The following is a 21,345-nucleotide window of genomic DNA, read 5'->3' as shown; positions in this document are numbered from 1 at the left end:
AATTTCTAAGTTTCAGATGGTTTAAAAATTCCATCTAAGACTAAGAACTCAGTTTATCATTTAAGTTGATAATTAATAAATGCTTTAGTATATGTAACTAGGAATTTAAATAAAATTAACAGCTAATAATTTCTCTTTTAGTATTAGTGATTTTATACTTGATTAATTTAACAATATATTTAGCTTGTACATTAATAATTTAAAGCTACGCTATATTTTGTTAAAAAAAGAACAATTGATTTAAATATAAATATATAAATTTTTTTGAAAAATATTTGAATAATAATTTTTCAGCACATATTGTTTATATTTGTTAGAATTTTTAACAATATATTGAATAAAAAATATCTTTTTATACTTTATAGTAATTAACATGGCATTATAATCACTTTATTACTGTTAATTATTTAACAAATATTTTCAAAAAAAATTATATTGCTTAGTAATAAATAATATTATTTTCCATAGAAAGCTTTTATTAAAACATTTTCTAATCCTTTTTCACTTGCTAATCTAGGATTTCCTGTTGTACAAATATCCTTCATTGCAGTTTCACACATTGATTTTAGTTCAGATTTAAAAGCATATTCTTCAACACCTAAATCTTTTATAGCTATTGGTATATCTACAGATTGTAACAATGCTTTTAATGCTTTTACAAACATAATTACTCCTTCTTTAAAATCAGAATGCGGTAAATTTAAAAGTCTTGCTATCTCACTATACCTTTTAGCAGTCTTAAAATCATAGTATTCATTTTCATCAAATAAACAAGAATTATATTCTACAACATATGGTAGTAGTATTGCATTAGCTCTACCATGAGTTATTTTAAATGTTGCTCCTAATGCATGTGCTATACTGTGATTTACTCCAAGTCCTGCATTTTCAAATGCAATTCCTGCCATACAAGAAGCATTATGAATTTTAATTCTACTTTCTTGATCCAATCCATTTTTATATACCTTTTCTCCATATTCAAATATAGTTTCTATTGCACTTTTAGCTAAAGCATCTGTATAATCAGAAGCTCCTACTGATACATATGCCTCAAGTGCATGAGTTAATACATCTAATGCTGTATCTGCAGTTACTGTAGGTGGTACAGTTTTAGTAAAGTTCCAATCAAGCAGTGCTATATCCGCATACATTTCATTACTCTTTAATGGTATTTTAGTATGAGTTTCAGCATCAGTTATAACTGCATATGATGTAACCTCTGAGCCTGTCCCACTTGTTGTTGGAATAGCTATAAAAAATGGCTTTGGTTGATTAGTATTAGGAGATTTTTGTCTTAAAACATTCAAAAAATATATCATAGCTTTCGAAGCATCTATTACTGACCCTCCTCCAACTGCAATTATTGTATCTCCCCCGTAATCTAGAAATCTTTTAAATCCATGTGTGACTACTTCCATTGTAGGTTCTGGTTGCACTTCTGTAAAAATTTCATATTTTATAGAATTTTCTTTAAGTATATTAGTTACATTATCTGTAACTCCAAGATCATACATAATTTTATCAGTAACTATAAATACTCCTTTTGATCTTAATTCTTTTAAATATTGTATTGCATCATCATCATACAATATTTCTGCTGGAATTTTAAAATTTTTCATCTACTATATACCCCCATATTATTTTAGAGAATATATTGCTTGTTAATATAATAACATTCCTAATTATTTTGATTTTACCATAATAAACAAAAATTTCAAGTATATTTTTTGAAAATTTAGAAAACATCTTTAAAATATTCGTTTTTAATCTTTTTTTAACCTATTTTTGTGGTATTTTCCATCTTCTAAGTTAATTATATCAAAAGTCTGAAAATTTGTACAATTATTTTTTTATTTTTATGTTAATATTTTAACTTAGTTTTGCATGTTTTTAATATGAATTAATAAATTATAACAATTGAATCACTAATATTTATAATTGGTTTAATATAAATTATGCTATCACAAATTTTATTATTCCTGTGATAGCATTAAAATTAAATATTTATTATATATATTCTAATCTAGTTAATACATTTATAATCTAGATTTTAATTTATCATAAAGATAAATTATATGTTCGATATTTACCCCTTCATCTTTTAACTTATCTATTCTTGTTTTTATCATAATTAAAACATCTTTTGCTTCTCTAAAATCTTTATCTTTTATGCAATTACTTGCATACGTTATTAAATAATCTATTTTCAACACATCTTCTGCCAATTTTTCTTTATCTTCATTTACTAAATCAACTAACAATGTATAAATCTTAGGACTTGTTGTTCCTTTAGTATCTTTTAATAAATCATTATTCCTACTATTTTTCTTTGCCATTTATAACACCTCTTTATATATATCGTATAGAATACACTAAACGTATTTTTAGCTTTCGTTTTATGTCTTTACAGAATTGTAAATATTTTATGATGAGCTTTATGCTACAATATAAAGCTCATCATAAAATTATATATGTAAATATATTAGATTTCTTTTCCTTCTATTTTAGCTAAAGATCTAACTTTGTTCATTAATATTTTAAATTCATCCGGTTTAATTGACTGTTGTCCATCACTTAATGCATTTTTAGGATCATTATGAACTTCTATCATAAGTCCATCTGCACCTGCTATAACCGAAGCCTTAGCCATAGGTTCTACTAAGTAAGCATATCCACCAGCATGACTTGGATCAATAATAATAGGTAGATGAGATAACTTTTTAATAACAGGAATAGCTTGTAAATCTAACGTATTTCTAGTGTAAGTCTCAAATGTTCTAATTCCTCTTTCACAAAGAATTACATTTTCATTTCCTTCAGACATTATATATTCAGCTGACATAAGCCATTCTTCTATTGTTGCAGATAATCCCCTTTTTAATAAAATAGGTGTCTTAGTTCTTCCAACCTGTTTTAATAAGTCAAAATTTTGCATATTTCTAGCTCCTATTTGTATAACATCTACATCCTCAACAAACTTATCTATGTAATCTGTAGACATAAGTTCAGTCACTATTGGAAGGCCTGTTTCCTGTTTTGCAGTTTTTAATAATTTTAATCCATCAAGTTCTAATCCTTGGAAGCTATACGGTGAAGTTCTAGGCTTAAATGCTCCTCCTCTTAAGAGATTTGCTCCTGCATTTTTTACCTTCTTTGCAATTTCAACGATTTGTTCTTCACTTTCAACAGAACATGGACCTGCTATTATTCCTAAATTTTTTCCTCCAATAATTGAATTTCGAACTTTTATCACAGTATTTTCTGCCCTAAATAATTTATTAGCCTTCTTAAAAGGTTCTTGAATTTTTATTACTTTATCTACTCCTGAAAAAGCTAGTATTTTTTTAGTATCTATTATCGATGTATCTCCTATTATTCCTAATACATATTTTGTTCTACCTTTAGATAAATTACTTTTTAATCCGATTTTTTCAATTAATGATTTTACTTTTTTTACTTCTTCTTCTGTAACTTCTGATTTCATAACAATTATCATCTTACTATTTTCTCCTATATAAAAATAACCAAAAAGCGTATTGATCTATTAAATTTTTCATATATTTTTCTTTTAAAACCTACATAAAAATATTCTAATAGTCAAATAATATGTTTTCTTTTGTTTCTAACCATTGACCAAGTTATAGTATACCATTATTATAAACAATTTTTCACTCTTTTGTTTCATTTCCTATTTGAGTTTTATGCTTAATATAATATTTTTAACTAAACTTAAACTTTTATAAAATTCTAATACTTAATTTAAATTTTATAACTAATTTAAATAATAAAAAGTATTTCATCCTAAACAGAACAAAATACTTAAACTTAATTATTATATTAGTTAAAAAGTGGTATCACTCCCAATATAGCATGCTATTCTTCTATCCAAAAATACCTCTTGAAGACTTTCCATTTTTTCTTGAGTGGTTATCTCTTGTTTACTGTAAGCATACTTTTCCCCAAGTTGATTCCACTTTGAATCTCCCATTCTATGGAATGGTAATAAGTTGATTTCATAAATTCCTAGTTTATTCATAAAATCTGCTGTAGCTATAGCATTCTCTTCATTATCATTAAACTTGTAGATTATAGGAGTTCTAAGAACTAATCTTCCATTCCACTTTGAATTAACTAAAGCTTCTATATTTTTAAGAATTAAATCATTATATGCACCTGTTTTTTCTTTATGTTTCTTTCTATCCATATGTTTAATGTCTATAAACGCAAAGTCCACATATTTCATTCCTTCTAAAAAAATATCAGTATCTACAAAAGCTGTAGTTTCAATAGCTGTGTTTATATATGCTTCCTTACACTGTTTTAACATTGAAATTAAAAACTCACTTTGATAAAAAGGTTCACCACCGCTAAACGTAACGCCCCCATTTTCACCCCAAAATCCTCTATCTCTATTTAAAATTTTTAATAACGAATCTACAGTATAATATTTTCCACAAATTCTTAATGCTTCATTATAACATACATTTGCACATTCAAATGTAGTACAGTTTCTGCAAACTTCCCAATTTATATTTATTTTTCCATCTTTATTAAAACTAATTGATTTACTATTGCATGCTTTTTCACATCTATTGCATCCTTGATCATGCTTACATTTTCCTTCTGCAAACATAATCTTTTCTTTATCAGTCCAACTTTCTGGATTTGCACACCACTCACATTTTAAAAAGCATCCATTCATAAAACAAGTAGTTCTACAACCCGGTCCATCATGAACTGAATAACTTTGAATATCAAAAATAAGTCCTTTATTTTTCATTATAAAATATTGGGGCCATCTCAAAAAATATTATATATAAATATTAATTTAAAACTTATCTTTTTTTATTTTGAGACAGTCCCATCCTCCCTTCTTTGCTTATGCAATAAATACTCCTATTTTATTATTTGCCTTTAGCTGAAAGTGGTAATAAAATTGCAATGATAGCTGAAAATACAAATGAACATCCCGCAAATATTATAGAATTAAAATAACTTCCTGATAAATCATATAAATACGCTCCCATAAAACTTCCTACTGCTGGCCCTATAGCCATTACAATTAATGTTGAAAGTCCCCATATTTTTCCTAAAGTTTTATTTCCATATATAGAACCTGCATAACCAGCTACTCCACCTGGTTCTATTGCCCAATATATAGCAAAAAGAATACATGCAAGCACACCAAATATAATAGATTTTTTACTCATAAGTAAGAATATACAAGCTAGAATACCAATAACAGGGGCAAATATAAGCATAACTTTTCTAGCTTTAGCTTCGTTATTATTGTACTTTCCAACCATTTTATCTGCTATTCTACCCATAATAGGCATTGTAAATATTCCTGCAATACCTATAACTATATAAAGATTAGTTGCAGTACTTAATGACATTTTCACATCTACATTCCAATACTTAACAACTTGAGTCCATATTAAAAATTCTCCAAGCATACTTCCTAAGAATGTTAAAATAGCCCCCCAAATAGGAAATATACTAAATGCTTCTTTTACTGACCATATCTTTCCAGAATCTTTTTTTCCACTTGTTTTAACTGATTCTAATCCAAAAGGCTCTAAATCGTAGTTTTCTGGATTCTTTTTTGCTACAGTTGCAGCAATTACAAGTGCAATAAGAACAACAACTGCAAGTCCTCTCATAGCAACTCTCCAGTCAGTAGTTTTAAGCACTTGTTTAACAAGTAGACTTAAAACTACTTGTGCCATTGGAGCTCCCATAAATGCAATGCCCCACATACTACCGTAAGACTTTCCAACGTACCACTTACGAACAGATACTGTTGAAGAAACCCAAAGCATACCAGTACCAATACCTGCAAAAATTGCATAAGGAATCAAATATCCTAAATAACTTTGTGCAAAACTTGTCACAAAAAATCCAAGACATGCACATACAGATCCTATTGCATATGCTGGTTTTGTTCCCCATTTATCAATTATCATTCCACTAAAGTAAGCAGTAATTGCATATACAGTCATCATTAAAGAATATCCAAGAGTTAATTGTGATGATTGCCACCCTAGGCTCTTTGACATAGGTACTTGTAAAATGGAAAAAGTTGATCTAAAACCAAATAAACAAAATACAGCTAACCAAGAGGCTAGCACGACCATATGACCTAAATGTTTTGCATTTTTTTCTTGCATACTTCTTAACCCCTTTAAATTAATAAGAGAGTATGTTATTTAAATTAGCATACCCTCTTTGATTTTCAAATTCTATTTACTCATCTTTAAATTGTTATTTTATATCAGATTTTTTATTTGACTTATATCCTTCACAAGTAACTGCACTTAAATCTCCAAATGTCCAAGATTCAATTTTTAAACCTGTACAAGTTCCCATGTTATCCTTATCTACATTTTTAAAATTCAAACAATTTTTACACTTATAGGCCTCATTAAAATTATTGCAAACTGGTGTGTCGGTAAAAATCATTTTATTTGATAATCTACAAATTCCCTTTGCAACATCTATTGAACAAAAATTTTTACAATCATTGTGTTTTATATTTTCATTTGCCATTTTATTACACCCCTTCATACTCAGTTCTTGAAATAACTTCATCTTGTATTGGCTTACCAATTTCACACCAATATTGTGTGAATCCAGCAACACGTACCATTAAATCTCTATAATTTTCTGGTTTTACTTGTGCATCCTTCAATACTTTAGAGTCCACAACGTTATATTGAATGTGATATCCACCCTTCCTCATATAAGAACGTGTTAAATCTAAAAGTTTTTTAGAACCTTCTATACCTTTAATTGCACTAGGATGAACTTTTAAATTCATTTGAGAATTTTGAGACATACTATGATCCCAAACGGTAGCTGATGTAAACAATGCATATGGTCCATTCTTATCTGTTCCAGGATAAGCTGACATTGATCCATCTGCATAAGTTGTTCCTGCTAAACGTCCATCGGCAGTTGCTAATGTTGCTGCCCCTTGTGCTCCATGAGTTGAAACAGAAATTTGACAAGCATACATCTTCTTACCATATAATGATTCATAGTTATAGCACATATTACAGAACCATTCTTCATAATCTTTTAAAATACTATCAACATATGGATCGTCATTTCCATATTTAGGTGCCAATAGGCAATCTCCATAAATATCATCATATTTAGAATTAGTGTCTGCCTTTTCTTGGTCAGCTAATGAATAACTTCCTATTTCGTCTGCCTTTTTAAATCCAAAATTATTAAGCATTGCTTCTTTTATTTGATCAATAGTATATTTCTTTTCATCATATACAAGTTTCTTTAGTGAAGCTAAACTATTTATTGTGTTAATAGTTCCACAACTTTCTATATTAAATGTTGCATTATACTTATAACCTAAATTTCCAATATGTTGTCCTACATCTAGGCAATTAGGTTTCAATAATGAATTCATAATAGACATATTTTTCTTACGCCAAATATCATGTTGTATATTATTTGTTTTTGCAAGAACATCACAAGTTAATTCATAATATTTTTTAAACTGATCAACTAATTCTTCAAAAGTTTCAAGTTTTTTGTTATGCTCTGGGAATACTTGTAGGTTATTTCTGTAATCCTTTCCATTAGTAAGGACAAGTTCTAATATTTTCGGATTTGCAATAAAATGAACCCCAACAGATGTAGGTTGTCCTGCTCCACCTGGAATATCATATTTTTCTCCATTTAAAGAGAGTTCCTTCCAAGTACATGGTGATGTTTCAAGACATCCACCTATTGCCACTGCTCTTGCTTCATTAATAGTCATTCCTTCATCGCCATATTGATTCATCATAAATTCTATTGCTCCACGATTATTCATCCAAGCAGGATATCCTGAGCCTGTCTTATCACATTCAATACATTTTAATAAAAATTCCTCTTCTAATTTTTCATCATAAAAACATGATAATGTAGGTTGTGGTGTAGAACATGTTATACCAGCTTCAACTATTAGATATTCTAATCTATTTGCTGCTGAGCTTCCATCTTTTTTAAGTCCTCCAAGAGTTAAGTTATTAAATGTATTACCTGAAAGAACTCCTCCTACAACTCCTGTTGAAGCGAAACAGTCTATACATGTAAATTTAACTCTATGAAGTTCAAGAAGTTCTAGTACTTCTTTTTCTGTTGTCCTTCCTGCCTCAATATCTTGTTTAAACCATGGATATAATACTTGTCCTACTCTTCCTGGTGATAAACCAGAAATGGCATCTTCATTAAGTACTGATATATGAATTATATAACTTAGTTGAAGCGCTTCTCTAAATGTACGTGGTTGTTTATGTGCAATCCACTCAAGACATTCAGCTATTTCAATATATTCATTCTTTTGCTTTTCATCCTTTTCATTTTCTGCTAATTCTCTTGCATATTTTTCATAATTTAAAATCCAATTTTGAATTCCCTCTAATGTAACTTTAACTGCTTCATAAAAATATAGACGGTCCATTCCTATAAGCCCATCTCCATCAGCATTTCCAGCTACTTTTTTCTTACATTCTATAGCCATATCTATTAAAGCATCAAAACCATATTGTAGAGGATAGTAATAATTTATTACTTCTCTTCCTTGTGGTAATGTAAATCCTGAATCAAACATACAAATTAAAGATTTCATTATATTTTCTTTTATTTGGTATCCTGGTACCATTTGTTCATATTTATGCCCTAGATCATCTACAGATTTATTGACCCACTCTTTTGCAAGTTTGACCAATACTGGTATTTCTTCCTGTCTCATTCCGAATTTACCTGCTATAGAAACTACATTACCAAAACTTTTAGTAACATTTCCACCACCAGTACCAAATTTACTTAATTCTCCTGAACTTGCACTTCCTCTATTTAATGCTTCCTTGTATAATTCATCTTCCTTTGCTACAAAGAAACCTTCTGAAAGCCAAGGCATTGGAAAAGATCCTCTATAATAATTAGTTTTTTGCATAACTAATTTTTCACCAGGTATAATATTAGGGGTTAAATGTGAAAAAGCACATTTAAGAGCTTCTGCTCTTCTAATAATATCAACTTCACCTTCTAATTCGTTCCACCTTCTGTTATACCAGTAAGGGAATTCTGTATTTGCAGTAGATAATGTATCATAATAAATCTCTCTTAATCTTTTAGCTCTAGGTGTTGGTTCCTTTTCTATTTCACGTGCAATCATTTCTTCTGGAGCTTTTCCACCAAATTGAAAATTAATTGGTAATCCCTTTTCAGCCAAAATATCAGCTAACTTTGTTTTTGCATCCATCTAATAACACTCCTCCTTTTTTATATACGTAATAATTGTTCTTTTATATTAAAATGTATGTAACTTACCAATAAGATATAATTAATCTAAAGTTGTAATTAAGACCTATAAAATAAGAATGTGTACAACTTTGGTTGTACACATTCTTATTTTATTAGATACAATTTTAAAAGATAAATTATAAAATCAAAAATCATAAAGTTATTTAAGACATTTTTTATTTACTTTTTGATTATAGTTTATACTATTAATAAATCGTTCATCTTCTAAAACTTGTTTTATAGCATTTAAGACTTCTTTACTCCAATATCCCATTTCACATTCTTTAGTTAGTTCATTTATACTAAATTCTTCATTCTTAAACTTTTCCAAAAGCTGTAGAAATCTATTTACTGTAATTAGAATTTTTAACTCTAATGACATTTGATTTGAAATCAAGCCATCTGGGAACCCCTGTCCATTCATTTTTTCATGATGGTTTCTAATTAAAATTTTTAACCATTCATACATATTTAATGTAGAAAGAATCTCTTCCCCTATTTCTACATGTTCAAAAGATACTGTTGAAAAAATTTTCCCTATATCATGTAAATATGCTCCAATTAATAAATGTTTCATTTCTTCATCTGTTAAAAATAAAATTTTTCCAACTTTTTCACAATAGTTCTTTACCTTATATGAATGTATATATAAATCTTTATCTTTTAACTTTATAATTTTTAATAAACTTTGAGTTACACTGTCTACCTCCTCCATATTATTCAGTAACTTTTTAAAATTCACTGCCCATTCTACTCTGTTTTTTAATTCTTGATAAACAATAGGTTTAGATAAAAACACATCTGCACCAACATTAAATCCTCTTATTTTATCTTCAACTTCATTTAATACTGTTAACATTATAATAGGAATGTTTTGAGTTATATGATTTTCTTTTAGTTTTTTACAAGTTTCAAATCCATTCATTCCTGGTAACATAACATCTAAAAGAATTACATCTGGCCTAATATCACAGGCTACTTTAAATCCTTTAAATCCTTCAAAAGCTACATATACATCATATCCCCATGTAGATACTAAGTCTTTAATTATTTCACAATTTTGTTTATTGTCATCTACAATTAATACCTTGTCCATATTTTCATCCCCATAAATCAAATAATTTTAATATTAGTTATTATATGAAAACTTCATTATAACCCAAAAGTAAATTTATAACGGTTTAATTTTTCTTATTTATTTTTTCCACTATATTAATCGGTAATGTAACTATAACTTTTGTTCCTTTATTTATCTCACTTATTAAGAATATTTCACCTCCATGCATTTCAACTATTTTTTTTGTTAATGGTAATCCAAGTCCAGTTCCTCCATATTGTCTTTCATAAGAATTATCTACCTGCTCAAATTCATTGAATATTCTCTTTTGATCCTCTTTTTTTATTCCAATTCCATTATCCTTAACTATAAGATTCATATATTCTGTATTTTTAATTAACTCTACTTCTACTTCCCCGTTTTCTGAAGTAAATTTAATAGCATTAGATAATAAATTATATAATATTTGTTTTAATTTATTTGCATCAACTTTAATCTTAAAATTATTAGGTTTAATATTTATACTTACATTGATATTTTTACGATAAGCTAAAGTTTTTAGAATCGAAAAGCTTTCCATCACTACATCTGAAATAGAATACTCTCCTAGAGTAAGCGTCATTTGACCTGCTTCAATTTTTGATATGTCTAATACGTCATTAATTAACTGTAATAAATGATTACCACTATTTAAAATATTTATTATATGTCTCTCTTGTTTTTCATTTAATGAACCAAAAATTCCTTCTTTTAATATTTCAGAACATGTAATTATTGCACTTAAAGGTGTCCTTAACTCATGACTCATATTTGCTAAAAAAAGAGATTTAACTTTGTCAGCTTTTTTTAAACTAATTATCGCTTCACGTAAATTCTCAGTACGTAATTTTACTTTTTCCTCTAGACTTTCATTTAAAACATATAATTGTCTAGATAACTTTTGTTGTTCAACTTGCTTACTTTTTAGCTTATTCAAATATTTTATTCTTATATTTTCAGCATTTTTCAAATCATCTGCCATTTTATTAAAAGCTTTTAATAAAATTGTTGTTTCACTATTATCATTTTCTAAAAACTTCTCATCTATAATTACTTCATTATTTCCTTGTGATATTTGATTAGCTAACTCTGTTGCCTTAATAATTGGTATAGTAATTTCTCTTGAAGCATATCTACAAATAATTAACATAATAATTAGGCAAGATATACTTACTAAAATAATAATATTAGTTTGTGTATTCATAATAATTGAAAATTTATATTCTGGTATTCCAACACCCAAAATAGCAACATTATTTCCATCACAATTTAATATCGGTTTATCTAAAAACATATGAACTTCTCCACCAATTTCTTTCTTACCATAATATGCTTTTTTCTCTCCTTCTAAAGCCTTTGTAGATATAGGTATTGAAGTCCCAACATAATTTTCTTTTTCAGGACTACGTATACTTGAAGCTATTCTAATCCCATCAATTGAAATAGACAAATATGAATTTTGAATACTTTTTGAATATATTTTAGGAAAATATTCATTATTATTTATTACAGCTCCTAAAATTATAAAACCTATAGATTGATTATTTTCATTATTATAAATAGGAGAAACAGTGATAGATACTAAACACTTTGTTAAGTATTCACTTTTATTATCTTTTTCTCCAATTAATATTTTTAATTTATTATATTCTTCAGAATTAATATCAAACAAATCAGAAATTTCAAAAACCTCTTCTGATGTAATAGTATTATGAGTACTCTCTGCTTTATTGATCAACTCATTTAATCTATTAATTTCATGATTTTTAATATCAGGCTCACTTATTAGTATCCTTTTATTAGCATTAAAAATCATATAAAAATCTATATAATCGTATACATTTCTTATATCATTGATATTACTATTTATAATATCAATATCTTCTTTTTTTATCTCTTCTTGAAATTCTAAAGATTTAGTAGTTTTAACTGCTATCTTTTCCATTTCGTTTAACTGATTAATCATTTGATTGTGCGCAATTATAAAAGCATTTTCTAAATATCCTTGAGCAGATTTTTCTATTTGATGATTTAAAATAATATTTGATAATAATAATATTAAAATCATAGGTACAATTACTACTATAGATACAAAAATTAAACACTTCTTACGAATAGACATGCCATTCCTCCAGTTATTTTATACTATTATTTTTACAAAAAATAACTATTTCTAGTCTGTCCTTCATTTTTAATTTTCTTAAAATATTAGTAACATGGGTCTTTACTGTTTTTTCACTTATATTTAACTTCATACAGATTTCTTTATTTGTCATTCCTAAATTAATTAGTTTAACAACTTCAATTTCTCTTAATGTTAACTTTTTTTCTAAGAAAAATAGTTCTTGATTAAACTCTTCTTTTTTTTCACTTCCTGAAATATCCAAATCCTTCTTTATATTTATAAGATTAAATACATTTTCCAATAATGTTATAATATCATTCAACTTAGATTCACTTATTATAGGAATATCCTTAATCACTTCCCCTTTTAACAAATGCTTATTTTCTTCTAAGTAAACTCCTCCCCCAAAACAAATAGCAACCAATTCATTATTGTAAAATATAGGACATGCAAAATATGTGATTTTCATATAACATGTATATTTAATAGTTTCATGCTTTTTTAAAACATAATCTATCATATGCTTTTTTTCTTGATTACATCGTTCATTATTGTTTTTTATAATATAATTACAAAACAATGATGAATTAGACCAAACTGTCAACGATTTTCCATCTAAAGAAACTATTCCTAAACTGATGTCAAATAAATCAGCATAAGAGTCTTGAAAAGATTGAATTTTTCTTTTTCCATTTATTTTAATCCATTTTTCACCTTTTAAGCTATTAACTTGATTCATTTTTACACACTCCAAACATGTCCAAAAGTAAAATAAATTATGTTAAATTAATTACACTAATAATACCATATTATACAAATAATAGTAAAGGATAAGATGGTAATAAAAAAAATTAGCTTAATTAAAAAGCAAGAACTAAAAATAAGTTCTTGCTTTCACTTCTATATCACAATTAAAAATTGCTTCCATTCCACCCCCAATTTTCAACCTCCTCATATTTAACATATATTTTATTCTTAGGTATTTGTAATTCTTCCTCATATATATTACTAATTTCTCTAGTTAGCATTGCAAAAGTTTCTTTACTTGCCTTTCCAAATACTTTCACTTCTATAAATGCACCCTTTTCTAATTTTTCTCCTCCAAAATAAAGTGAATAATTATCTTCAAACCCAATCATTAAAAATCTTTCACTTTTCCCTGGAACTAGTTCAATTGTTTCACCTAATCTTTTCTTTATTTTTTCTTCTTTTTCTTTTGAAATTTTCATAGTTATTTTAGAACCTATAAATGGCATATAATAATCCCCTTTCCAACTATAATCTTACTTATTATTCTGTAATATTATTATATAGTATCAGTATTTTAGGAACAACATCAAAATTATTATGCTTTAAAATATGAATTAATATATATTCTAATTAAGTTAATACATTTATAATCTTTTATACAATTTTTATAGAAAATTACATCGTTAATTAACAATATATAGTTAGAAACATATATATCATAAATTTTTTATATAAATTCCTCACTATAGTGTTCAGTTATAACATTTATAACTATTTTAAGATTCATATTAATGCGCAAGCTTTATTAAAACTTATATATTTCAATTTGGTATCATAACCTCAACATTTTTTATAAATATGTAACAATTTTTAAATTCTCTTAATATAATAAATATAATAAATATATTTAAATAAGAAAATTTTTAAAACTTAAGATAAATTTTATAAAATAAATATAATATATTTATTTTATTATAGAGGTGAATAGCAATGAATAAGATTCGTAAGCTATTAAAATCATTAAAAAAAATTGCTTTAATCGATAGATGTCTTATAATATTTATGACTATTCTTATGTTGCAATTAATATATAACTTATTTTCAAATGAAGTGATTTCGAAAAATACTAATAATATTGATGTAGTTATTAGAACAACAGCAGCAGCTATTTTTGGATATTTTTTAAGTGCTAACTTTATAAAAAAATCTGAAAATAACAAAAATTCAACTCTTAAAAATGATACAACTTCTAATGAAGCTACTCCAAATTTAAATAATACAAATTCCCCCAATTTACTAAATATACCTCAAAACGGCATAGAATTCACATCTAACAATATAGAATCATCTAATGAAATTAAAGATAAAATAGATCTTAAAAATTCTTTAAATGAAAATTTAACAGAGCAAGAAACTAGTAATCAACAAATTATAATCGCTACTATAATAGGTGTGATTTCATTAATTGTAATAATAATAGCAAGAAATTTTACTGATCTAAATCAAATTTCTTTAGCAAGTTTAACTCAAATGAGAGACTTCGTTTCAGGATGTGTTGGATTTCTTTTAGGTACTCCAAATAAAAAAGATAATTAAAATAAAAAGTCATGTATTAGTTTCTATACTATTACATGACTTTTGGTTTTTATTTTAATTATTAAAATTCTACTAACTCTTAATAATTATTTTTAAATTTACAATATAAATCAACCTCTATACTAAAATAGAAAATTTAACTTACATCGATTTTACTTATGTACAATTTTTAAATTATAAAAATATCTTTCCTATAAATACTATGATTGCTGCAATAAATGCTGTTATTGGAATTGTTAAAACCCATGCCCAAACTATATTCTTAGCAATTCCCCATTTTACTGATTTCATTCTTTTAGATGCGCCAACACCCATTATTGTTGTTGAAATTATATGTGTTGTACTTACTGGTGCATGAAACAAAGTAGCAGATAATATTACTGCCGCAGCACCTGTTTGAGCTGCAAAACCATTTACTGGTGTTAACTTTGCCATTCCACTTCCCATAGTTTTTATAATCTTTTTTCCACCTAGTGAAGTTCCAAGTGTCATAGCTAATGCACAAGCCACTATAACCCATGTAGGAACATCAAAAGTACTAATAAATCCACCACTTAATAAAGACATAGTTATTATTCCCATAGATTTTTGAGCATCGTTTCCACCATGATTTAATGCCATAAATGCTCCTGCAACGATTTGAAGTTTTAAAAATAGTTTATTTACTACATGAAGTTTAAATGGTCTTAAAATTTTATTAAGTAACATCATTATTATATAACCTACTACAAAACCTATAACTGGAGAAATGAATAACCATAATATTACACTATGAAATAAATTATACCAGTTAACTACATCCAATGTACAGGTATAAGCTATCCCTCCACCCACTAACGCTCCTATTAATGCATGTGATGAACTACTTGGAATACCGAAATACCATGTAATTAAATTCCATATTATAGCTGAAAGTAATACACCCATTATAACCCATTGAGGTATAGAAGTATGACTTACAATATTATCTCCTACAGTTTTAGCAACTGCTGTTCCTGTAAATGCACCTATAAAATTAAATATAGCACATATTAGTATAGCATTTTTAGGTGTAAGTGCTCTTGTACTAATTGATGTTGCAACTGCTGTAGCTGTATCATGGAATCCATTTATAAAATCAAATATTAATACCAAAATTACTATAAATATTGTTATAGCCATAGTACTATGCATTCTTCATGACAACTCCCTCTATAATGTTTCCAACTCTTTCACATGTATCAATAGTATTTTCTAAAATTTGATATATTTCTTTCCATTTCATAACAGTCAAAGCATCTGTTTCATCTTTAAATAATTTTTCTACTGTTTTTCTAAATAAAATATCAGCTTCATCTTCAATTTCATCTATTCTTTTTAATCTTTTATTTATACTATTTGATTTATTTCCTATTAAAGTAAGTTCTTGTATTAACCCTAAAATTTCTTCAGTGGCCTGTACTATCTTATCAGCTAAATATTTGCACGCTTCTGTGCCTTCATTAATATTAAACATTACAAATCTATGTATAGTTGAGTTAATTGAATCTAATATATTATCCATTTCCTTAACGATTGCATATATATCTTCCCTATCTATAGGCGTTATAAATGCTTCATTTAATTCTTTAATTATATCATGTACTAATTGATCTCCTTTATGCTCTAAATCTTCAATTTTTTTTACATGAGTGTCTTTATCATGTAAAGCCTCTAAGCTTTCTCTTAAAAGTATCCCTCCATTATTTGTGTATTTACCCATTTTTGAGAGTAAAACGTAAAATTTATCTTCTTTTTTGTTAAAGTTAAACATTTTATAGCATCTCCTTATAAAATATAAACATACTTTGTATTTCATGTTAAACTAAAAAATTACAGTTTAAGTATATTCTATTTATATAAAAATTTAAACTATTTTTAAAAAACTTAACATAAAATTAACTTAAATATACTAAAGAAAAAATTTAGAGAGTCTAATTTAACCCTCTAAATTCTAGATTTCTTTTCAGTATGAATATAAAATATAGTTTTACATTCAAATAAAACTAACTTCAATTCTACCAGCAATATAATTTAAATGTTTCGAAGTAGTAATTTTACTCTAACATTCACATTATTCTTCTTATTAAGATATAATCTTTTAAATTCAAATCCTCTAAAACATTCTAAATAAAAGTTAAACTTACTTTCCGTAAATTTCATTAATTCTTTTTTCATCAACACCAAATAAATATGTTAATATAAATCCACCTACATATGCCCCAACCATAGCAATAATATAATAAAGTTGAGTTCCTGGTACAACTATTAACAATCCAAATAATCCAGACACACCTTGTGATACTGTGCCTAAATGAAATAAAGAAGCTAATATTCCGCCCACTCCTGCACCTAAGCATGCGGTAACAAATGGTTTTCCAAGTGGAAGTGTTACTGCATACATCATTGGTTCACCAATTCCTAATATTCCAACTGGTAATGAATCTCTAGTTAATTGTTTTAAACGTTTATTCTTTGTTTTCAAATATAATGCAAATCCTGCACCTACTTGACCTCCTCCAGCCATCATAAGTATAGGTAATAAATAATTTATTCCTTGTGTAGCTCCATTAGGGTCATTTAACATTGCATGTATTGGAGTCAATGCTTGATGTAATCCAACTGCTACTAATGGTAAAAATCCTGCTGATAATATATACCCACCAATTACACCTAATTTTTCATATATAAAATTCAATCCTCCAAAAATTCCCACTGTTAATCCTGCACCTACTGGTTGTAAGACTAATAATGTTACTATGCCACCAAAAATAACTGTTAATAATGGTGTAAGGAATGTTTCAAGTATATCTGGTATTATTTTTCGAATTTTACGTTCTAAAAATGCAAAAAACATACCACTAATAAGAGCTGCTAATAGTCCACCTGCTGATGGATTAAATACTGATTTTGTAAAAGGAAGAATCACTTGGTTATCTCCATATTTAGCTAATAAAGGCATAGCTGCATTTGAAATAGACATAGCTCCTGCTATTGCTCCTAATACTGCTGAGCCTTTAAATTCTTTAGCTGCATTCATTCCAACAAGAACAGGCAAATAGAAAAAAAGCGCCCATCCCATAGTTCGTATACATTCATACCACCATTGTCCACTTAATGATCCATGAGTAGAAACATTTATAACATTTGTAATTCCATTTATTAAACCTGCAGCAATTATTCCTGGAAGTAAAGGTACAAAAATATTTGCAATTTTTCTTAAAAATACTTGTAATGGATGTGTTTGCTTTGACTTATTTGATGATTTGTTTACTTTGGCAAGATCTTCTGCTTTTATTTCATCCGAAATTCCTAACATAATACCTGTTAATTCAGAAAATTCTGTCCCCACTTTTGTTACTTTTCCTGGACCAAATACTACTTGTAAATTATCTGATTCGACGATCCCCATAACCCCTTCTATTTTCTTAATACTTTCAAAATCGACCTTCGAATAATCTTTAATACTAATGCGAAGTCTTGTCATGCAAGTTGCATTACTCAAAACATTCTCTCTTCCACCTACAGCAATTAAAACTTCCTTTGCAATTCTTTTATAATTCATAAATAACTCCTTTCTATATAGTAATATCCATAAATTTCATACCAAAATTTTGTATTATCTTTAACAATTTTCAATTACTTATCTAATACATTTTTATTAAAAGTTTTTTAATATATGTCATTAATATTTCACTTTCAACTATTTTATTTTGAAATATTATTTCAATTAATTTTGTCTTAATATAATAAAGCTATTGATTTAAATCAATAGCTTTATTATATTAATAGAAATTATAGATATTATCATTAGTAAGGAATCCTTAGGTAAAATATTTATTTTTAAGTTGTATTTTATTTTTTACACGTTTAATTATGTTATATGTTTTATAATATGTATCACTTATAAACTTTTATATAACAGATATAGTTACTTCTTTGAAAAAATTTCCCAATCCAATTCTATCAATAAAAAAACCTAATTTTTCTCCAGCATCTGCATGTTTTTTATAATATGTAAAAATATTATCTACTAACTCTAATGCTTGCTTCTCTGTTAAATCTCTAGCAATAATATCTGCCATTCTCGGATTATATCCAGCTGATCCTCCAGCTGTTACAATAAATCCAGTTTTATCTGCAATCACTCCAACATCTTTGCTATACACACTTCCACAAGCATTTCTACAACCTGCCACTCCTATCTTAGTTCTGCAAGGCATTTCTTTCCACTTATATTTATTTAAAAGTTTCATTCCAGTACTAATCGTATTATATTTTGATCTTTTACAAAAGCCAGCTGGACACATCTCAACATTCTTTACTGAATTTTGACTTTTTACTGCTGGTTCCATATCAAGTTCCCCCCATATGTTGGGCAAATCTTCTTCTTTAAGATTTGTTATTAATATTCTTTGTCCGGATGTTATCTTTATTACTCCATTAAATTTTTTGGCTACATCAACAATCTTCTGCATAGCATCTGTAGTAATAAATCCACCTGGAATATATGGTGTTATTGCATATTTCCTTTTTCCGTTTGTTATTTTTTGAAGATTTCCAAAATCCATTTTCTTTCCTCCTATTAAACATTACATATTAGCATTAATATCTGTTTATTATAAAATCATTTTTTAAATTATATATATTTACTTTATATAAAATACATTTTAATATAAGTTATCCAGTTATTTAAATTTTTATAATTCTCTAAATAATACAAAAATTCATCACTAAAAAGTGATGAATTTTTAAAATATAAATTCTAATTAAATTTAAACTTAAATTATTGTTTATTATTCTTTTTTGCAAGATAAGGCATAATTAACCCCAAACTAATTAATATAAATGGTGTTACAATATTAAGTAATAATTTAAACAAATCAGTAGAATACATACCACCAATACATGCAAAAGCAGTAAATGCAAAACACCATGCACCTAGAATAATACCTAGCATATCATTTTTTACAAAATAATATTCTCTATTAAACTTTTGTCCTGCTTTTTTAAGTGCAATATATGCGGCAAACACCCATAAATAACGAAGAGGCATACATACAGCATTTAATTTTACTAACCACTTTACTAGTTCATCTACACTTCCGATTCCAAAAGCTGGTATTATTATTAAAATTGAAACAATAATTAAAATAAGTTTATTCCCATTTGTATATGATCCATATTTATTTTTTATAAACATTTTTTCAGGAATAAAACGTTTATCCGCACTATCAAGTAACATACGTAAAGGTGCATCAATTGATATAATTAAAACTGAAAATTGCCCTATAAGGTTTGTAATTGCATATATAATTACAAATAAATTTCCTAAATGATAATATTCACCTAACTTTTGAAATGCATAATATGCACCATTTGTCATTAAATCTTTAGGTACATTATTTGAATCAAACATCATTCCAAGTGAAACTGTACCTAAAATTGCACATACAGCAACCATAATTGCTAAGGCAATCATTCCTTTTGAAAAACCTTTTTCTGGATTTTCCATCTGATTAACATAAGGTGATATTTTTTCACATCCTCCAACTGCAAATACTAAAATAGCTAAACTAGTAAAAAATTTCGTATCAAAGGTTGGCATAAATGTTTTAACAGACCAATCAATAGAATTTAAATGTGCATCTGTAATTGCTGGTGCTGCTATCATTAAAACAATAAATAAAATAGACATTACAAACATTGACGTGCCTGCAAACGTTGCCAGTTTTTTCAATGGATTTAAGCCCTTTGACGCAATATAAAGTCCAACTAAAAAAATTATTAAGCAAATTAATTGCATAATTTTAGGATTCATTGAACTAATCCTTTTATCTTGAAAAATAGCCCAACTTGTTGCTATCATGACATTTGAAGGTTTTTGTGAAATATAAGGCATATGAACTACCCAATATGTCCATCCAGCATAATATGCAAGTTTAGGTCCTATAGTCTCATGAATCCATGAACTTACTCCACCACCATGATCTTTAAATGCTGATCCTAATTCTCCTACCATTAAAGCATAAGGTACAAAATAAATGGCAAAAATTATGATCCAAGAAACAATTGCTTTAAGACCATTATATTCTGAAAAACCATTAACAACATTACCAAAACCCCAGACTGCTGAAAAAGCCATAAAAGCTAGAGTATACCAAACAATCTTTTTATCTTTATTCTCTGACATAACATTCCCCTTCCATATTTTTTAATATTTTCCTTTAAATAATAACGTATATGCTTGTCTTTGTATATGTGTTCGACAAAATAGGTATTGCTTTTTTTATTTTTCATATTTTATTTTATATTTAAATATAACAATAAAAATATATAACACATTTTTTATATATAAAATAAATTTCAACATTATCACTAGTGAAATACATATTATCTTATATGTATTTTTCATACAAGATAATATGTATAAATTTTAGTATTTTAT

The 21,345-nt window shown here is 26.9% G+C and carries 17 protein-coding genes; 1 reads left to right on the top strand and 16 read right to left on the bottom strand.

Translation table 11 applies throughout. From position 1 onward, the window contains the following. Nucleotides 1-455: 455 nt before the first annotated feature. The 11 genes from ACYUET_RS03660 to ACYUET_RS03610 form a co-directional block, all read right to left on the bottom strand. Entirely contained in the window at nt 456-1,619 is a 1,164-nt protein-coding gene (locus ACYUET_RS03660; RefSeq protein WP_460277888.1) for a 1-propanol dehydrogenase PduQ, read from the bottom strand. A 417-nt stretch (nt 1,620-2,036) separates the two neighbouring features. Then, nucleotides 2,037-2,336, bottom strand: coding sequence for a hypothetical protein (locus ACYUET_RS03655; RefSeq protein ID WP_460277887.1), 300 nt, complete (start codon nt 2,334-2,336; stop codon nt 2,037-2,039). 146 nt (nt 2,337-2,482) lie between these two features. Continuing rightward, nucleotides 2,483-3,496 carry a 3-deoxy-7-phosphoheptulonate synthase gene (aroF, locus tag ACYUET_RS03650; RefSeq protein WP_460277886.1) on the bottom strand — a complete coding sequence of 338 codons (1,014 nt, stop codon included), beginning with the start codon at nt 3,494-3,496 and terminating at the stop codon, nt 2,483-2,485. A gap of 345 nt (nt 3,497-3,841) precedes the next feature. Continuing rightward, on the bottom strand, nt 3,842-4,783 hold the full coding sequence (hpdA, locus tag ACYUET_RS03645) for a 4-hydroxyphenylacetate decarboxylase activase (RefSeq protein ID WP_460278234.1): 942 nt from the start codon (nt 4,781-4,783) through the stop codon (nt 3,842-3,844). A gap of 121 nt (nt 4,784-4,904) precedes the next feature. Further along, nucleotides 4,905-6,170, bottom strand: a complete 1,266-nt coding sequence (locus tag ACYUET_RS03640) for an MFS transporter (RefSeq protein WP_460277885.1) — start codon at nt 6,168-6,170, stop codon at nt 4,905-4,907. Nucleotides 6,171-6,264: 94 nt separating this feature from the next. Beyond that, nucleotides 6,265-6,549 carry a 4-hydroxyphenylacetate decarboxylase small subunit gene (gene hpdC / locus ACYUET_RS03635; protein WP_460277884.1) on the bottom strand — a complete coding sequence of 95 codons (285 nt, stop codon included), beginning with the start codon at nt 6,547-6,549 and terminating at the stop codon, nt 6,265-6,267. A gap of 4 nt (nt 6,550-6,553) precedes the next feature. Beyond that, the gene (gene hpdB / locus ACYUET_RS03630) at nt 6,554-9,271 is read right to left on the bottom strand and encodes a 4-hydroxyphenylacetate decarboxylase large subunit (protein ID WP_460277883.1); all 2,718 of its coding nucleotides are present in this window, start codon (nt 9,269-9,271) and stop codon (nt 6,554-6,556) included. A 201-nt stretch (nt 9,272-9,472) separates the two neighbouring features. Then, nucleotides 9,473-10,408, bottom strand: a complete 936-nt coding sequence (locus tag ACYUET_RS03625) for a response regulator (RefSeq protein ID WP_460277882.1) — start codon at nt 10,406-10,408, stop codon at nt 9,473-9,475. A gap of 85 nt (nt 10,409-10,493) precedes the next feature. Beyond that, nucleotides 10,494-12,530, bottom strand: coding sequence for an ATP-binding protein (locus ACYUET_RS03620; protein ID WP_460277881.1), 2,037 nt, complete (start codon nt 12,528-12,530; stop codon nt 10,494-10,496). A gap of 13 nt (nt 12,531-12,543) precedes the next feature. Continuing rightward, the gene (locus ACYUET_RS03615) at nt 12,544-13,272 is read right to left on the bottom strand and encodes a PocR ligand-binding domain-containing protein (protein WP_460277880.1); all 729 of its coding nucleotides are present in this window, start codon (nt 13,270-13,272) and stop codon (nt 12,544-12,546) included. Nucleotides 13,273-13,444: 172 nt separating this feature from the next. Beyond that, nucleotides 13,445-13,789: a phenylpyruvate tautomerase MIF-related protein gene (locus ACYUET_RS03610; protein WP_460277879.1), complete on the bottom strand. Its 345-nt coding sequence runs from the start codon at nt 13,787-13,789 to the stop codon at nt 13,445-13,447. Between the two features lie 484 nt (nt 13,790-14,273). Between ACYUET_RS03610 and ACYUET_RS03605 the strand changes: the two genes are divergently transcribed. Next, nucleotides 14,274-14,879, top strand: a complete 606-nt coding sequence (locus ACYUET_RS03605) for a hypothetical protein (protein WP_460277878.1) — start codon at nt 14,274-14,276, stop codon at nt 14,877-14,879. A 174-nt stretch (nt 14,880-15,053) separates the two neighbouring features. Here ACYUET_RS03605 and ACYUET_RS03600 read toward each other — a convergent pair whose 3' ends face one another. The 5 genes from ACYUET_RS03600 to ACYUET_RS03580 all read right to left on the bottom strand — a co-directional run bounded on the left by ACYUET_RS03600 (nt 15,054) and on the right by ACYUET_RS03580 (nt 21,090). Further along, nucleotides 15,054-16,052: an inorganic phosphate transporter gene (locus ACYUET_RS03600; RefSeq protein WP_460277877.1), complete on the bottom strand. Its 999-nt coding sequence runs from the start codon at nt 16,050-16,052 to the stop codon at nt 15,054-15,056. Then, on the bottom strand, nt 16,045-16,671 hold the full coding sequence (locus ACYUET_RS03595; RefSeq protein WP_460277876.1) for a DUF47 domain-containing protein: 627 nt from the start codon (nt 16,669-16,671) through the stop codon (nt 16,045-16,047). Before ACYUET_RS03595 ends, ACYUET_RS03600 begins: the two co-directional genes overlap by 8 nt. A 369-nt stretch (nt 16,672-17,040) precedes the next feature. Next, a complete protein-coding gene (locus tag ACYUET_RS03590; protein ID WP_460277875.1) occupies nt 17,041-18,462 on the bottom strand; it encodes a PTS transporter subunit EIIC in 1,422 nt (473 codons plus the stop codon). Between the two features lie 349 nt (nt 18,463-18,811). Next, nucleotides 18,812-19,468: an NAD(P)/FAD-dependent oxidoreductase gene (locus tag ACYUET_RS03585; RefSeq protein ID WP_460277874.1), complete on the bottom strand. Its 657-nt coding sequence runs from the start codon at nt 19,466-19,468 to the stop codon at nt 18,812-18,814. A gap of 215 nt (nt 19,469-19,683) precedes the next feature. Next, the gene (locus ACYUET_RS03580) at nt 19,684-21,090 is read right to left on the bottom strand and encodes an amino acid permease (protein ID WP_460277873.1); all 1,407 of its coding nucleotides are present in this window, start codon (nt 21,088-21,090) and stop codon (nt 19,684-19,686) included. Between the last annotated feature and the right edge of the window lie 255 nt (nt 21,091-21,345).

The sequence above is a fragment of the Clostridium sp. CTA-5 genome, from assembly GCF_054768135.1.
Note: the sequence above shows the minus strand (reverse complement) of the source record. Positions and strands in the feature narration are given on the sequence as shown.

Excerpts from the sequence above, each read along its gene's own strand:
- ACYUET_RS03660 (WP_460277888.1), bottom strand. The coding sequence starts at position 1,619 with ATGAAAAATTTTAAAATTCCAGCAGAAATATTGTATGATGATGATGCA.
- ACYUET_RS03655 (WP_460277887.1), bottom strand. The coding sequence starts at position 2,336 with ATGGCAAAGAAAAATAGTAGGAATAATGATTTATTAAAAGATACTAAA.
- aroF (WP_460277886.1), bottom strand. The coding sequence starts at position 3,496 with ATGATAATTGTTATGAAATCAGAAGTTACAGAAGAAGAAGTAAAAAAA.
- ACYUET_RS03640 (WP_460277885.1), bottom strand. The coding sequence starts at position 6,170 with ATGCAAGAAAAAAATGCAAAACATTTAGGTCATATGGTCGTGCTAGCC.
- hpdC (WP_460277884.1), bottom strand. The coding sequence starts at position 6,549 with ATGGCAAATGAAAATATAAAACACAATGATTGTAAAAATTTTTGTTCA.
- hpdB (WP_460277883.1), bottom strand. The coding sequence starts at position 9,271 with ATGGATGCAAAAACAAAGTTAGCTGATATTTTGGCTGAAAAGGGATTA.
- ACYUET_RS03625 (WP_460277882.1), bottom strand. The coding sequence starts at position 10,408 with ATGGACAAGGTATTAATTGTAGATGACAATAAACAAAATTGTGAAATA.
- ACYUET_RS03620 (WP_460277881.1), bottom strand. The coding sequence starts at position 12,530 with ATGTCTATTCGTAAGAAGTGTTTAATTTTTGTATCTATAGTAGTAATT.
- ACYUET_RS03615 (WP_460277880.1), bottom strand. The coding sequence starts at position 13,272 with ATGAATCAAGTTAATAGCTTAAAAGGTGAAAAATGGATTAAAATAAAT.
- ACYUET_RS03610 (WP_460277879.1), bottom strand. The coding sequence starts at position 13,789 with ATGCCATTTATAGGTTCTAAAATAACTATGAAAATTTCAAAAGAAAAA.
- ACYUET_RS03605 (WP_460277878.1), top strand. The coding sequence starts at position 14,274 with ATGAATAAGATTCGTAAGCTATTAAAATCATTAAAAAAAATTGCTTTA.
- ACYUET_RS03600 (WP_460277877.1), bottom strand. The coding sequence starts at position 16,052 with ATGCATAGTACTATGGCTATAACAATATTTATAGTAATTTTGGTATTA.
- ACYUET_RS03595 (WP_460277876.1), bottom strand. The coding sequence starts at position 16,671 with ATGTTTAACTTTAACAAAAAAGAAGATAAATTTTACGTTTTACTCTCA.
- ACYUET_RS03590 (WP_460277875.1), bottom strand. The coding sequence starts at position 18,462 with ATGAATTATAAAAGAATTGCAAAGGAAGTTTTAATTGCTGTAGGTGGA.
- ACYUET_RS03585 (WP_460277874.1), bottom strand. The coding sequence starts at position 19,468 with ATGGATTTTGGAAATCTTCAAAAAATAACAAACGGAAAAAGGAAATAT.
- ACYUET_RS03580 (WP_460277873.1), bottom strand. The coding sequence starts at position 21,090 with ATGTCAGAGAATAAAGATAAAAAGATTGTTTGGTATACTCTAGCTTTT.